Raw genomic sequence first — 14837 nt, forward strand, 5'->3', positions numbered from 1 at the left:
CGGAGGGAGAGGGAACAGCCCGGCGTTGTCCTTGTGTTCCGATCCGGTACAGAGAGCCGGGGTGAGGGGGGACGCGTTACAGCCGAATCTGAACCGCGCCTTCTTTTACGCGCGTATCGAAATGTTTTACCGAATAGCTTTCATCTTCCAGGCACAGCCCGTCGCGCAGACGAAAGCGCTGTTTTTTCAGCGGACTTGCCACCCACAGCTCCTGCTGATGTTCGGCAATCAGACCGCGTGACAGCACGCTGGCGTTAAAGAACGGGTCGATATTGCTGATGGCAAACACCTGGTCGTCGGCACGTGGACGAAAAATCGCCACCTGCTCCGATCCGGCTAATGCGCAGACGCCGGTTGCCGGGATGATGTCATCGAGTTTGCAGATAGTGTGCCACTGGCTCATGCGGTTTCCTCCACCAGAGTGACCGGGATACGTTCATACGGCGTAGCCGGGCGATGCTGTGCGCGTTCCGGGACAACCTGAACGTTCGGGTCGCGCTGGTCGCTGTTGATAAAGTGTTTGAAACGAACCTGCGCCGCCGGCGTATTCACCGTCTCGGTCCATTCGCAAATCACCGCGTCACGCAGACGGGCCATCTCCGCTTCAAGCTGCATATTAATGCCAAGTTTGTCGTCGATGATGACGCTGCGCACGTAGTCGATGCCGCCTTCCAGGCTTTCCAGCCAGGAGGCCGTGCGGGTCAGCTTGTCGGCGGTGCGAATGTAGAACATCATAAAACGGTCGAGATAGTGCAGCAGCGTGTCGCGATCGAGATCCGCCGCCAGCAGGTCCGCATGGCGCGGTTTCATCCCGCCGTTACCGCACACATAGAGGTTCCAGCCTTTTTCGGTGGCGATGATACCCACGTCTTTACCCTGGGCTTCCGCACATTCGCGAGTACAGCCGGAAACGCCGAATTTCATTTTGTGCGGGGTACGAATGCCTTTGTAGCGATTTTCCAGCTCGACGCCGAAGCCGACGCTGTCGCCGACGCCGTAACGGCACCAGGTGCTGCCAACGCAGGTTTTCGCCATGCGCAGGGCTTTGGCATAGGCGTGACCGGTTTCGAAACCTGCATCAATCAGCTGACGCCAGATTTCCGGCAGGTCGTCTTTCTGTGCGCCAAACAGGCCGATACGCTGGGAGCCGGTAATTTTGGTGTACAGGTTAAATTCGCGGGCGATACGGCCCACTTCCATCAGCCCTTCCGGCGTGATTTCGCCGCCGGCAGAGCGCGGGATCACCGAGTAGGTCCCGTCTTTCTGGATGTTAGCGAGGAAGTTATCGTTGGTATCCTGTAATGACGTGTGCTCCGGTTGCAAAATATAGTCGTTCCAGCATGAGGCCAGCAGCGAGCCAACGGTCGGTTTACAGACTTCGCAGCCGTAGCCTTTGCCGTATTTTTTCAGCAGTTCGTCGAAGGATTTGATCCCTTCAACGCGGATCAGGTGGTACAGCTCCTGGCGGGAGAAGGCAAAGTGTTCGCACAGGTTATGGTTGACTTCGATACCCTGTTTCGCCAGTTCAGCATTCAGCACCTGCGTGACCAGTGGAATACAGCCGCCGCAGCCGGTACCGGCTTTGGTTTCCGCTTTCAGCGCGGCAACGGTATGGCAGCCTTTATTGATGGCCGAAATCAGCATGCCTTTGGTAACGTCGAAGCAGGAGCAGATTTGCGCGCTATCCGGCAGTTTATCAACGCCGATAGACGGTTTGCCGCCAGCCGCGTGGGCTGGAAGGATCAGCGCATCCGGATTTTCCGGCAGCTCGATGGCGTTCAGCACCAGTTGCAGCAGGTTACCGAAATCGCTGGTATCGCCGACCAGCACCGCGCCGAGCAACGTTTTGTTATCCGGGCTAACGATGAGGCGTTTGTAGACTTCTTTGCTCTCATCCAGGTAAACGTAGCTGCGTGCGCCCGGCGTGCGGCCATGCGCGTCGCCGATACCGCCCACGTCCACGCCCAGCAGTTTCAGCTTGGCGCTGAGGTCGGCACCTTCAAAGATGTTCGGCGTGCCGAGGATATGATCAACCGCCACCTGGGCCATTTTGTAACCCGGGGCGACCAGACCGTAAACCCGGTTGGTCCAGCTGGCGCATTCGCCAATCGCGTAAATATCCGGGTCAGAGGTCTGGCAGGTATCGTTAATGATAATCCCGCCGCGCTGTGCGACGGCCAGACCACACTGGGTGGCTAATTTGTCGCGCGGACGGATACCGGTTGAGAAAACGATGAAATCGACTTCCAGATCGCTGCCGTCGGCGAAGCGCATGGTTTTGCGCGCTTCAACGCCTTCCTGGACGATCTCTTTGGTGTTTTTGCTGGTATGAACGCGCACGCCCATGCTTTCGATTTTACGGCGCAGCTGCTCGCCGCCCATTTGATCCAGCTGTTCCGCCATCAGCATCGGGGCGAATTCAATCACGTGGGTTTCCACGCCGAGGTTTTTCAGCGCGCCCGCGGCTTCCAGACCGAGCAGGCCGCCGCCAACCACCGCGCCGCGTTTGCTGCGGCGGGCGCAGGCTTCAATTGCATTGAGGTCTTCAATAGTGCGGTAAACAAAGCAGTCTTGGGTCTCAGAGCCTTTAATCGGCGGGACCCACGGATAGGAGCCGGTCGCCATAATCAGCTTGTCATAAAAGACGGTACGCCCGGCGCTGGAGTGAATGACTTTCTCCTGGCGGTTGATGGTGATCGCACGTTCGCCAATCAGCACCTTGATGCCATGTTTTTCATAAAAGCCTTCGCGTACCAGCGAAAGTTCTTCAGCGGTATGATGTGAAAAATAAGATGACAGGTGGACGCGGTCGTAGGCGATGCGGGGTTCTTCACAGAACACGGTAATGTCGAACTGGTCTGCCGGGGCTTTATCAAGAAGATCCTCAACAAAGCGATGGCCGACCATGCCGTTACCGATAATTGCGAGTCTGACTTTGCTCATTTTTGCCTCGATTTCTATTCTAATACCTCTACCTTAACGATTCAGCAACCGCACTTATTGATGTAAATCAAATACGCCTTTCACTACTACTTAATGGGTAGATGACTGATTTGTCAGGATTTTTATAAGTGGCGGATAATGCTGGCTTTTCTGTTTTGATTAATTTGCAGGCAAATTGTGAGGTTTTTAAGCAATAGCAAATACTCCCTTAGTTAACAGGAAGTACACATTTAGAGGGGGAAAATGAAACCCCTTTTCAGAAGGAAAAGGGGCTGGAAAGATTAGTGCGAAGTCGCCACGCTATGCTGACGATGACGAGTGACAAAACCCAGCGCCAGACACATGACGAATACCACCGCATACAGGCCGTTTGCGGTCAAAAGCGCTGCCTGTGGACCGCTATGGGCTACGATAGGGCCGGTCACAATAAAGGTCAGCATGGTGCCGATGGTCCCGCAGGTCAGAATAAAGTTAACCAGCTTCGGCGACGGCAATTTAGTTTGCTGCGATCCGAGGGTAATGATGGTGGTATAGATGGCGCTGGAGAAGAAACCAAGCGTCAGAATAAACCACGGCATATGCTCTGGCTGGGCCTTGATGAAGAAATACATCAGTACCGTCGCCACCCCGGCCAGAACGGTCAGAATGCGTTGCAGATCAAAGAAGCGCAGAACAAAACTGAATACCCACATCCCAACCATGTATGACATCCAGAAATCGCTGACCAGCTTACTGCCATCGTTGAGGTTCATTCCGAGGGCTTTCGCATATTCCGGCACCCAGGAGATGAAACCTAACTGGCCGAGGATGTAGCACAGCGCCGCGATGGACAAAAACAGAACGCCGATGCCCCATTTTTCCCGCGTAACCGGCTGGCTTTCTTTCGGCGCATGTTTACCCAGTGCCGGGAATTCACAGCCGAAGGTCAGAATGAAAATCGCCACGTACACCAGGCCGATGCAGGCATACACCCAGTACCACTCGATGCTACGCGCCAGCAGGTAAGCGGCGACCATCGGAAAAATCATTCCCGCCATGCTGAAGAAGGAGTCGGTAAACAGCAGGCGTGAACCGCGCTGGCGGCCTTCATACATCTGCGTAACGAGGAAAGTACCAATTGACATGGTAATCCCGCTCACCAGCCCCAGCACAAACATGGCAGCGGAGAAGAGGGCGAGACTATGGCTGAGCATCAGCCCGGCAACCGCCAGCACCATCAGTATGAAGCCAAAGCGCAGCTGCGTTTTCAATGGCACGATTTCCATCAGCCAGGCATTCAGGAAGATTGAAATCAGGATCCCTGCGTTCAGAAAAGTAAAAGTATTACTCATGCTGGAAACGGGCAGGTGAAAATAGTTAGCGATATCGCCCATCACCACTCCGGTGACGATCACCAGTGCACCGGTAAGTGCATAGGAGAAAAAGCTGATCCATGTGAGCTTGATTCTGTTGCTGTTAGTCATGTATGGCCTGTGAATAGATATGTAAAGCGCATTGACTATGCGCCGGGCGGATAGATTTTATGCAATCGAGTGACGCATTTAAATATTTATTACAAAAAGTTTGCACGCTTACATTCGTTATCGTGATGTTAATCACATTATGTTGTGCGGCGCGCCGTTCTTATGGCAGTTACAACTATTTCAGCAGCGTAAAATTAAGTAAAAGGCTGGCCTGGGGGGGAAAGCCTCTTTAGAATCAAGCCACTTGCTTTCGTTGCTGCCCCCGTTAAGGAAATCACATGCTCAAAACCACTCTGGCTGCGGTTGTTACCGTTTTCACACTCTCAGCACTTTCTTCGGCAGCCCTCGCTGCAAAAGGCGACCCGCACGTCCTGTTAACCACCTCGGCGGGCAATATTGAGCTGGAGCTGGATAGCCAGAAAGCGCCAGTATCGGTCAAAAACTTTCTCGATTATGTTAACAGCGGCTTTTATAACAACACCACTTTTCACCGTGTGATCCCGGGCTTTATGGTGCAGGGCGGCGGTTTTAATGAGCAAATGCAGCAGAAGCAGCCGAATCCGCCGATTAAAAACGAAGCGGACAACGGCTTACGTAATACCCGCGGCACCGTTGCGATGGCGCGTACTGCCGACAAAGACAGCGCCACCAGCCAGTTTTTCATCAACGTTGCGGATAACGCCTTCCTCGATCATGGTCAGCGCGACTTCGGTTACGCCGTTTTTGCTAAAGTCGTGAAGGGCATGGACGTTGCCGATAAAATTTCCCAGGCTCCGTCGCACGATGTGGGTCCTTATCAGAACGTACCGACAAAACCGATTGTGATCCTGTCGGCGAAAGTACTGCCGTAATCGTTTCCGACGCGGATCGCCCGATCCGCGTCACCCTGCTTCCCTGCGCAACCTGAAAATGATGCTTATACTTGAGGCACATAAGGGCACAATCAGGGAGGTCAGCATGAAAAAGCTCACTGACAAACAAAAAACCCGTCTCTGGGAACAACGGCGTAATGAAAATTTTCAGGCCAGCCGCCGTCTTGAAGGCGTTGATATTCCTTTGCAGTCGCTGACGGCGGAGGATGCGCTGGCGCGTCTTGAGGAACTCAGGAGGCACTATGAGCGATAAATATGGCGACGGGCGCGACCCTTATCTTTATCCCGGTATAAACGTGCTGCGCAACCGGCTCGGCATTCGTCAGGATAAACGGCTGGAACAGGCAGCGTACGACTTGACCGCATTGCGGGCGGCCACCATTGAGCTGGGGCCGCAGGTTAGAGGATTGCCGCATCTGTGCGCCATTCATCGTCACCTCTATCAGGATGTTTTCGACTGGGCCGGGCACCTACGGGAAATCGACATTTACAAGGACGACACGCGTTTTTGTAATTTTCAGTATATCGAAAACGAAGGCAATGCCCTGATGCAGGCGCTGGAAGAGGAAGAGTATCTGGCGGGGCTGGAGAAAAGCGAATTTATCGCCCGTCTGGCGCACTACTACTGCGAGATTAACGTCCTGCATCCTTTCCGCCTTGGTAACGGTCTGGCGCAGCGTATCTTCTTCGAACAACTGGCGATCCACGCCGGATACGTGCTCGACTGGCGCGATATTGACGTTGAAGCCTGGCGGCAGGCTAACCAGAGCGGTGCCATGGGCGATCTCGCGCCGCTGGAAGCGATTTTCGCCGACGTGGTGAGCGAGGCGGGTGAATCGGCATAACGTTCAGTAATACTCCGCACGGATCGGCGATATCCGAGGCCGTGCGGGGGAGTTAAGCTAAAATGTCGCGAACGGCAAGGCCATCCCGCCGCGCAACGTGGCGCTTTGTCAGCAATTTGCTACCATACCCGCCTTACTTCACTCGTGTATCACACTATGCTGCTCATCATCGACAACTACGATTCTTTTACCTGGAACCTGTTTCAGTACTTCAGTGAACTGGGGGCTGAGGTGCTGGTGCGCCGCAATGACGAGCTAACGCTGGCAGAACTTGCCGCGCTTAATCCGCGCAGGATTGTTATTTCCCCCGGTCCCTGTACGCCGGATGAAGCGGGTATTTCGCTGGAAACGATCCGCTGCTATGCGGGCAGATTGCCTATTCTTGGCGTTTGCCTCGGTCATCAGGCCATTGCCCAGGCATTTGGGGCGACCATTGTGCGGGCGGCAAACGTCATGCACGGCAAAACCTCGCCGGTCACGCATAACGGCAGCGGCGTATTTTGCGGGCTAAATAATCCGCTGACCGTAACGCGCTATCATTCGCTGGTGATCGATCCGCCGACGCTGCCGGCATGCTTCGAGGTGACCGCCTGGAGTGACACGCAGGAGATTATGGGTATCCGGCATCAGGAATGGGATCTGGAAGGCGTACAGTTTCACCCGGAGAGTATCCTCAGCGAGCAGGGGCATCAGCTGCTGGCTAATTTCCTCCATCGCTGATTTATAGTTGCCTTCAAGTGATTTTTTATGCATATTTTGTGATTATAATATCACATTCATTTCTGCATGAAGAAGGGTGGGCATAACATGGCAACTGAACAACCGGCAATAACGCGCGCAACGTTTGATGAAGTGATCCTGCCGATTTATGCACCGGCGGAGTTTATTCCGGTTAAAGGGCTGGGTAGCCGGGTGTGGGATCAGCAGGGCAAAGAGTACGTTGATTTCGCAGGCGGGATTGCGGTGACCGCGCTGGGGCACTGTCATCCGGCGCTGGTGGACGCGCTGAAAACGCAGGGCGAGACGCTGTGGCACACCAGTAACGTGTTTACCAATGAGCCTGCGCTGCGTCTCGGACGTAAGATTGTCGATGCCACCTTTGCCGAGCGCGTAGTGTTTATGAACTCCGGCACGGAAGCGAACGAGACCGCCTTTAAGCTGGCGCGTCATTATGCCTGCGTGCGCCACAGTCCGTTCAAAAGCAAAATCATTGCCTTTCATAACGCCTTTCACGGTCGCTCGCTGTTTACCGTCTCCGTCGGTGGACAGCCGAAATACTCCGACGGCTTTGGACCAAAACCGGCGGATATTATTCACGTGCCATTTAACGATCTGCATGCGGTAAAAGCGGTGATGGACGATCACACCTGCGCCGTGGTCGTTGAGCCAATCCAGGGCGAAGGCGGCGTGACGGCAGCGACGCCGGAATTTCTGCAAGGCCTGCGCGACCTGTGCGATCAACATCAGGCGCTGCTGGTATTTGACGAAGTGCAGTGCGGGATGGGCCGTACCGGCGATCTGTTTGCCTATATGCACTATGGCGTCACGCCGGATATTCTTACCAGCGCCAAAGCGCTGGGCGGCGGCTTCCCGATCAGCGCCATGCTGACCACTCACGAGATTGCCAGCGCTTTTCACGCCGGATCGCACGGTTCGACCTACGGCGGCAACCCGCTGGCCTGCGCCGTGGCAGGTGCGGCGTTCGATATCATCAATACGCCGGAGGTTCTTAACGGCGTGAACGCTAAGCGCCAGCGGTTTGTTGAGCATTTGCAGCAAATGAATGAGAAATACGCGCTGTTCAGCGATATTCGCGGAATGGGGCTATTGATCGGTGCCGAGCTGAAACCGCAATTTAAAGGCCGGGCGCGGGATTTCCTGTACGCCGCCGCAGACGAAGGCGTGATGGTGCTTAACGCCGGACCTGACGTTATGCGCTTCGCCCCGTCGCTGGTGGTGGATGAGGCCGATATTGACGAAGGGATGCAACGTTTTGCGCAGGCGGTAGAGCACCTCGTTAACGCTTAGCGCCGCTGGACGCTCTGCTCAGCCAGATCCCGTGATGCGGGCGCTGACGCCATGCGACTGAAGAGATAGTATGCATGGTGTTCAGATGCCCGAGTATGCGCTCAAGATGCCGTTCCACGGTGCTGAGCGGGCCTTGCGGCGCGCCCTCCGGTGCTTCCAGAATGTTTACATTCCCTGCGCTTCCCGACCCTTCCGAATCAAGACGCTGCTGGCAGCGTTGAATGGCAATTTCACAGGATTGCAGATAGCGTTCCGCCAGATCCGGCGTCAGCATATTATGCTCGCGAGCAAGCGTCGTCATCGCGTTAATATGCTCGACGATAAACTGGCTGTGGGTGACCCAGAGTTTCATGTCGGCCAGATACTGCGTATTAAAACCCGGCTCCTGCATCGCCTGGTTCAGTGAGTTAAATAAGGTATTGTGCGCCTGATTTACCCGCATCCGCTGATACGCGAGCGTGGGTGCCTGCGGATCGTTGCTTAAAATCAGACGCAGCGCCTCCTGATCCGCTTCCAGCGCACCGTGGGCATTCTGCCGCAGCAGGCCGCTTTGCCACTGTGGCCACAGCCAGACCATTCCGCCAAAGGCGATCAGGCAGCCCAGCGCGGTATCGATCATCCGCGGCAGAATAAACTGTTCACCGTTGAGGTTAATAAGCTGAAGGGTATACACGGCGGTGACGGTAAAACCAATCATCGCCCAGCCGTAATTTTTTCGCAGGATCAAATAGCTGGCAATGGTAATCACCAGCATCGCGCAGAGGGTAAAACCATCCGGCACCTTAAAGTGCAGGGTCGCGCCCGCAATCACCAGCCCGACCAGCGTGCCCAGCGTTCGGTGCAGGATCCGCACTCGCGTCGCACCATAGCCGTTTTGCGTCACGAACATAATGGTCATTAAGATCCAGTAGGGCTTGGGCAGATGCAGCACGCTTCCTGCCAGGCTGGCGATGCTGAGCATCACGCTAAGACGGGCCGACGTACGCAGCGCGGGAGATTTCAGTGATAAATAGTTTTTGAGCGCCGACCACAAGGGCAGACGACGCTGACGATCGGCCATTAAATCGCGCGGATAAAGCGGACGCAGCGTTTTCAGCACGCGGGCGATGCGGCTAAAGTGCCAGGCGCAAAACTGGCCGACGGGATTATCCGGATTCTGCCGGGCGATTTTCTCCAGCGCGCCAATTTGTTTCTCCATATTGAAGCGCCCGGAATAGTGGTGATAAAGGATGTCATCCGCCATCACGCGCAGGCGAGCAGACACGGTCTGCGCATTCCAGCGGATCACCGCTTCCGCGTGGCTTTGCTCCACCAGCTTTTGCACCTCTTCCGGCTGGTGCAGGCTGACGGAGATATGCTCCTGTAAATCCAGCGCCATCTGGAACATCCAGCGCAGCCGCCGGTAGTTATGATGCTTTTTCTCCGACAACATATAGAGCTGCTGATAGCACTGGGTAATGAGATCCACCGTTTTTTGCTGACGCGCCAGCAATGGCGGCAGCGCTTTTTCCGGATCGGCGTGCTGGGTCAGCATGCTGTATTTAGTCTCGCAGTAGTCCGCCAGCTGTCGGTAAAGCAGGCTTAGCGATTCGCGCAGCGGCTGTTCGCGCCACAGCCAGAACCAGAACCAGTTAAACAGGCCATACCAGACCGTACCGGTCGCATACAGGAGCATTGGCTCCCACACCGGCACTGAACCCGCCAGGCTCAGGGTGAAGATAGCGGCAATTAACGAAGCGGGAAGCAGGCGTGCATGAAGAGGGCTGATCTCCGCCGTAACGCCGAGTATCAGCGCCAGCGCGGTCAGGACCAGCGGCAGCGGCGCACCCTGCGCCAGCAGAAGCTGAACGGCAAGGCTACTGCCAGCAAACAGCGAACCGCCAATAATCAGACGTTTAAAAAAACGCTTATGCGGTGTATCAAGACCGGCAATATTGCAGCAGGCGGGAACCAGGGAAAATAGCAGACCGTACTGGAGGTGGCCGATAATCAGACCTGTAGCCACGGGCAAACACAACACCAGCGTTTGACGTAGTGCGTAGTTCACTTCCGGGTGATAGATAAGCCTGCGCCACATAGAATTTATCGGCGCATTGCAGTGAATGCGCCGGGGTCGAGCTTAGCGAGTGCCGTAGACGACGATAGTTTTACCGTGCGCGGAGATCAGGCTCTGGTCTTCCAGCATTTTGAGGATGCGGCCCACCGTTTCACGAGAGCAACCGACGATCTGGCCGATCTCCTGACGGGTGATTTTGATCTGCATACCATCCGGGTGGGTCATGGCGTCCGGCTGTTTCGCCAGGTTAAGCAGCGTCTGCGCAATACGACCGGTGACGTCGAGGAAAGCAAGGTTGCCCACTTTTTCGGACGTCACCTGTAAACGGCGTGCCATCTGTGCGGAAAGGCGCATCAGGATATCCGGATTCACCTGGATCAGCTGACGGAATTTTTTGTAGGAGATTTCCGCGACTTCACAGGCGGTTTTTGCACGCACCCAGGCGCTACGTTCCTGGCCCTCTTCGAATAGGCCCAGTTCACCGATAAAATCGCCCTGGTTGAGATAAGAAAGGATCATCTCTTTCCCTTCCTCGTCTTTAATCAGCACTGCCACGGAGCCTTTGACGATGTAATACAGCGTCTCCGCTTTTTCACCCTGGTGAATCAGCGTGCTCTTTGAAGGGTACTTATGTATGTGGCAATGAGACAAGAACCATTCGAGAGTCGGGTCTGTTTGCGGTTTGCCAAGCACCATGCGCGGTTATCCTCTGTTATAAGCTATCTCCGGCGGCTAAACGACGTTGCCTCCGGGGTTGCAATCGTTTTCTTCCCGCTGACGGGAAGTTGACTGTCGGTATGCTCCGCAGTCGTTAATCTGATGTCCTTTGCATCTATGTATGCGCAAAGTCAATGTATCACTGTAGCATCCCGTCTGTTTTAGCATAGCTTTTGCCGCCTGTCTCCTGGTGTCTCGCTTCAGCATGACGCAGGTCGCCTTCCGTTGCGAGAATTGTTATGTGCGCGTAATCTGTGAAGAAAATGGCGACACTGGAGTGGATATTATGCAAGCGCGAGTGAAATGGGTTGAAGGGTTAACGTTTCTGGGTGAGTCGGCTTCCGGGCACCAGATTTTGATGGACGGTAACTCCGGTGATAAAGCGCCCAGCCCGATGGAAATGGTGCTGATGGCCGCGGGAGGATGCAGCGCAATCGACGTGGTGTCGATCCTGCAAAAAGGGCGTCAGGCGGTGACAAACTGTGAGGTTAAACTGACGTCTGAACGCCGTGAAGAGGCCCCTCGTTTATTTACCCATATCAATTTGCACTTTATGGTTACGGGGCAGGATCTGAAAGAGAGCGCCGTCGCCCGCGCGGTCGATCTTTCTGCGGAGAAATATTGCTCTGTGGCGTTGATGCTGGGTAAAGCGGTGAATATTACCCATTCGTATGAGGTAGTCGCAGGGTAGGGTTAACGTCCACCGTGTTACCATGTTGCCCGCGTTTGCGGTGTATCGCAGGCAACCGCATCGTTGTTATGCCGGGTGGCGGCTTCGCCTTACCCGGCCTACGAAAACCATCAATATCAATACGTTAATCGCAATTCACAGGCCCGTGCAAGCGCAGCGCCGCCGGGCAAAGGGCACGCCCTCTCGTTATTCTATTTTTTTGCCTTCCATCAGCCGCTGCACCAGCGGCAGCATAATCAGCTCCATCGCCAGCCCCATTTTTCCGCCGGGCACCACCAGGGTATTGATATGGGAAATAAACGATCCCTGAAGCATCGCCAGCAGCCACGGGAAATCGATCCCTTCCAGATTGCGAAAATGAATAACGACAAAGCTTTCATCCAGCGACGGGATGCCTTTCGCGGCGAACGGGTTGGAGGTGTCGACGGTCGGCACCCGCTGAAAGTTAATATGCGTGCGCGAAAACTGCGGCGTAATGAAGTTAATGTAATCCTCCATTGAACGCACCACCGAGTCCATCACCGCCTCGCGGGAGTGTCCGCGTTCGCTGGTATCGCGAATGAGCTTCTGGATCCATTCGAGGTTAACAATCGGCACCACGCCCACCAGCAAATCGACATGGCGTGCGACATCGTGCTGCGGGGTGACCACGCCGCCGTGCAATCCCTCGTAAAACAGCACGTCGGTCGGTTCCGGCAGCGGTTGCCATGGGGTAAACGTGCCCGGTATCTGGTTCCACGGCACGGCTTCGTCATAGGTATGCAGATACTTTCGCGCCTGGCCTGTACCGGAATGACCATATTCAATAAACGTGTGTTCCAGCAGGCCAAAGTCGTTGGCTTCGGGGCCGAAATAGCTGATATGCCGACCCAGATCGCGCGCCTTACGGATCGCCATGTCCATTTCCGGGCGGGTATAGCGATGAAAACTATCCCCTTCGACTTCCGCCGCATGCAGGTTGAGCTGGGAAAAAATCTTACGGAAGGCGAGACTGGTGGTAGTGGTTCCCGCACCGCTGGAACCCGTTACCGCAATCACCGGATGTTTGGCAGACATAGCAACTCCCTGAGTAATCAGTAAAATTAGTCGCGGAACTGCTTGCGAGGCATGATGTTGACCGTCTCATGCAGTTCAGACCACACCAGCACGGCATCGCCCGTTTTAAGCTGATGTTTAACGTCGGCGACTTTTTGCTCGAGCGAACGCTCATGTTCACCATAATCAGTGCCTTCACGCAAGACAAAGCTTTCGATCAGGCTATCGAGGGTTTCAGGCGCGAGATCCTGCCAGGGAATAATCATATTAGGCTCCGAGGTAAGTTGTCAGCCAGTCGGGAATGCGTTTTTCCAGCCACATTTGCGGACGCCGCAGCGTGCCGCCCACAAATCCGACGTGCCCGCCATGCTCGGTGAGCTGATACTCTACCTGTGGCGGTAAGGTGTCGGGATCGGGAATAACGTGATGATCCATAAACGGATCGTCTTTAGCATGGATGATCAGCGTCGGTTTGGCGATCTGATTGAGCAACGGCATCGCGCTGCACTGCCGATAATAGTCGATAGCATCGGCAAAACCATGAATACGGGCGGTGATCAAATCGTCAAACTCACGCAGGCGGCGGACCTGCTTGAGCTGGGCCAGTTCAATGGGTAGCGTGCCGGGGTACGCCTTCAGTTTGCGGGTCGCATTCCCTTTCAGCAGGTTGAGCAGATAGCGCTGATAGACGCGGGAAAAGCCTTTCTCCATGTGATAACTGCACGCTTCCAGCACAAAGGGGGCGGAGACAATCGCCGCCGCGTCGAGCGGTGCGTTGCCGCCTTCTTTTGCCAGCAGGCACGCCAGCATGTTACCCCCCAGCGAGTACCCCACCGCTGCGGTGGGGACGTTGCCGAACTCGCGCTGCAGCCAGTGTAAAAACCAGGTGCCGTCCTCGGTTTCTCCTGAGTGATAGATACGGTTCAGACGATTTGGCTCACCGCTACAGCCGCGGAAATGCATGACGACGCCAAGCCAGCCGCGCGCTTTCGCCGCGTGGATCAACCCATGCGCGTAGGGGCTGTGCAGGCTGCCCTCCAGCCCGTGAAAAACCACCAGCCGGGGCTTATGCCTGGCCTGCTGCGGATCTTCACTCCAGGCCAGATCGACGAAATCACCGTCCGGCAAGTCGAGCCGTTGCCATACCGGTGTGAACTGCACCCGGCGACGCAGCAGGCGCGGCAGCATAGTCTGCAGATGCGGATTCCGCGCCCCGGGCATGGGGTGAAAAGTGTACGTATCGTCTTGCCCGACGAGCGATTGTTCAGATGAAATTTGAGCCATGACAGAGGATAGTTTAAGGAAATTGCGCCGTACTATAACCCGTAATTATTAGTACGGTTTATGCATTTAACGTGGTAGTCATTATTCAGCCAGCAAATTGCGGGAAAAAAGATGAATATCCACGCCGGGCTTGCGCCGCCACAATCGGGCTTTACGCGCGCCAGTGGCGATGCTCTCGCCGGTTTCCTCCAGCATACCGGACGCTTCAATACGGCGGATCAGACTTTTGCGCTGGATTGGCTGTCCGAGAATGATCTCCGTGGCTTCCTGGAGCTGCGCATGCGTAAAGTGTTCAGGCAAACAGTAGACGGGAAGCAGCGAATACATGGTCTTCTGCCGCAGGCGATGCAGGCCCGCCTGTACAATCGCGGCATGATCGAACGCCAGTTGATAGCGGGAAAGCGCCTGCACCGGGATCCACTTCGCATCGCTGACGGTCTCAATATGCGGCGCGCAGTCCACCCAGGATATCAGCGCAAACCAGCTTACCGTCAGGCTCCAGCCGCGCGGGTCGCGATCCGGGCCGGAAAAAGTATCGAGTTGTTCCAGCCACGATGGCGACACCCCCGTTTTTTCCGTCAGCTTGCGCAGCGCGGTATCCCGCGTGGAGGCATCGCCAGCGATATCAATAAAGCCTCCCGGTAACCCCCAGCAGCCCAGTTGCGGCTGGCTGGCTCGCTCAACCAGCAGCACGCAAAGTTCGCTCTGATGAAGGGTAAAAAGCACGCTATCGACCGTTACCAGCGGCGATGGAAAACGGCTGGCGTCGTAATTTTTCAGGTATTCCGCTTCTGTCGTCATTTGTCGTGGCCGTTCACCGTGGCAGGGAAAACCCAGTTTACCAGCCCAGGCCAGCACAAAACACACGCTTTTTTTATTTCTGTTATCAGGCAATTAACGTTA

General features: G+C 55.3%; 15 protein-coding genes. 6 read left to right on the top strand and 9 right to left on the bottom strand.

Features of this window, described 5'->3' with window-relative positions:
• Positions 1-76: 76 nt before the first annotated feature.
• The 3 genes from nirD to tsgA all read right to left on the bottom strand — a co-directional run bounded on the left by nirD (position 77) and on the right by tsgA (position 4406).
• Positions 77-403: a nitrite reductase small subunit NirD gene (nirD, locus tag P0H77_RS02175; protein WP_276163402.1), complete on the bottom strand. Its 327-nt coding sequence runs from the start codon at positions 401-403 to the stop codon at positions 77-79.
• Positions 400-2943, bottom strand: coding sequence for a nitrite reductase large subunit NirB (gene nirB / locus P0H77_RS02180; RefSeq protein ID WP_276163403.1), 2544 nt, complete (start codon positions 2941-2943; stop codon positions 400-402). The genes nirD and nirB overlap by 4 nt, the downstream gene beginning before the upstream one ends.
• Positions 2944-3224: 281 nt before the next feature.
• Positions 3225-4406: an MFS transporter TsgA gene (gene tsgA / locus P0H77_RS02185; RefSeq protein ID WP_276163404.1), complete on the bottom strand. Its 1182-nt coding sequence runs from the start codon at positions 4404-4406 to the stop codon at positions 3225-3227.
• Positions 4407-4684: 278 nt separating this feature from the next.
• Between tsgA and ppiA the strand changes: the two genes are divergently transcribed.
• The 5 genes from ppiA to P0H77_RS02210 all read left to right on the top strand — a co-directional run bounded on the left by ppiA (position 4685) and on the right by P0H77_RS02210 (position 8151).
• Entirely contained in the window at positions 4685-5257 is a 573-nt protein-coding gene (gene ppiA / locus P0H77_RS02190) for a peptidylprolyl isomerase A (protein WP_276163405.1), read from the top strand.
• 106 nt (positions 5258-5363) lie between these two features.
• Positions 5364-5531: a YhfG family protein gene (locus P0H77_RS02195; protein WP_276163406.1), complete on the top strand. Its 168-nt coding sequence runs from the start codon at positions 5364-5366 to the stop codon at positions 5529-5531.
• Complete coding sequence (locus P0H77_RS02200; protein ID WP_276163407.1) at positions 5521-6123, top strand: putative adenosine monophosphate-protein transferase Fic; 603 nt, start codon at positions 5521-5523, stop codon at positions 6121-6123. The genes P0H77_RS02195 and P0H77_RS02200 overlap by 11 nt, the downstream gene beginning before the upstream one ends.
• Before the next feature lie 156 nt (positions 6124-6279).
• Positions 6280-6843 carry an aminodeoxychorismate synthase component 2 gene (gene pabA, locus P0H77_RS02205; protein ID WP_276163408.1) on the top strand — a complete coding sequence of 188 codons (564 nt, stop codon included), beginning with the start codon at positions 6280-6282 and terminating at the stop codon, positions 6841-6843.
• A gap of 87 nt (positions 6844-6930) precedes the next feature.
• Complete coding sequence (locus P0H77_RS02210; RefSeq protein WP_276163409.1) at positions 6931-8151, top strand: aspartate aminotransferase family protein; 1221 nt, start codon at positions 6931-6933, stop codon at positions 8149-8151.
• Here the strand turns inward: P0H77_RS02210 and P0H77_RS02215 are convergent.
• Positions 8141-10228 (bottom strand): YccS/YhfK family putative transporter, encoded by a 2088-nt coding sequence (locus P0H77_RS02215; protein WP_276163410.1) that lies wholly within the window; start codon positions 10226-10228, stop codon positions 8141-8143. The two genes, P0H77_RS02210 and P0H77_RS02215, sit on opposite strands and share 11 nt — an antisense overlap.
• A 42-nt stretch (positions 10229-10270) precedes the next feature.
• On the bottom strand, positions 10271-10903 hold the full coding sequence (crp, locus tag P0H77_RS02220) for a cAMP-activated global transcriptional regulator CRP (protein WP_103677200.1): 633 nt from the start codon (positions 10901-10903) through the stop codon (positions 10271-10273).
• Between the two features lie 307 nt (positions 10904-11210).
• On the opposite strand from crp, the gene P0H77_RS02225 reads away from it, so the two are divergent.
• Positions 11211-11615 carry an OsmC family protein gene (locus P0H77_RS02225; protein WP_276163411.1) on the top strand — a complete coding sequence of 135 codons (405 nt, stop codon included), beginning with the start codon at positions 11211-11213 and terminating at the stop codon, positions 11613-11615.
• A gap of 186 nt (positions 11616-11801) precedes the next feature.
• Here the strand turns inward: P0H77_RS02225 and P0H77_RS02230 are convergent, their stop codons facing one another.
• From P0H77_RS02230 to P0H77_RS02245, 4 genes are all read right to left on the bottom strand, one after another.
• Positions 11802-12671, bottom strand: coding sequence for a phosphoribulokinase (locus P0H77_RS02230; protein WP_276163412.1), 870 nt, complete (start codon positions 12669-12671; stop codon positions 11802-11804).
• Positions 12672-12697: 26 nt separating this feature from the next.
• Complete coding sequence (locus tag P0H77_RS02235) at positions 12698-12916, bottom strand: YheU family protein (protein ID WP_176916756.1); 219 nt, start codon at positions 12914-12916, stop codon at positions 12698-12700.
• Position 12917: 1 nt separating this feature from the next.
• Positions 12918-13934, bottom strand: coding sequence for a hydrolase (locus P0H77_RS02240; RefSeq protein ID WP_276163413.1), 1017 nt, complete (start codon positions 13932-13934; stop codon positions 12918-12920).
• A gap of 81 nt (positions 13935-14015) precedes the next feature.
• Complete coding sequence (locus P0H77_RS02245; protein ID WP_276163414.1) at positions 14016-14735, bottom strand: NUDIX hydrolase; 720 nt, start codon at positions 14733-14735, stop codon at positions 14016-14018.
• Positions 14736-14837: the final 102 nt, after the last annotated feature.

It is taken from the genome of Superficieibacter sp. HKU1 (assembly GCF_029319185.1).
GTDB lineage: Bacteria > Pseudomonadota > Gammaproteobacteria > Enterobacterales > Enterobacteriaceae > Superficieibacter.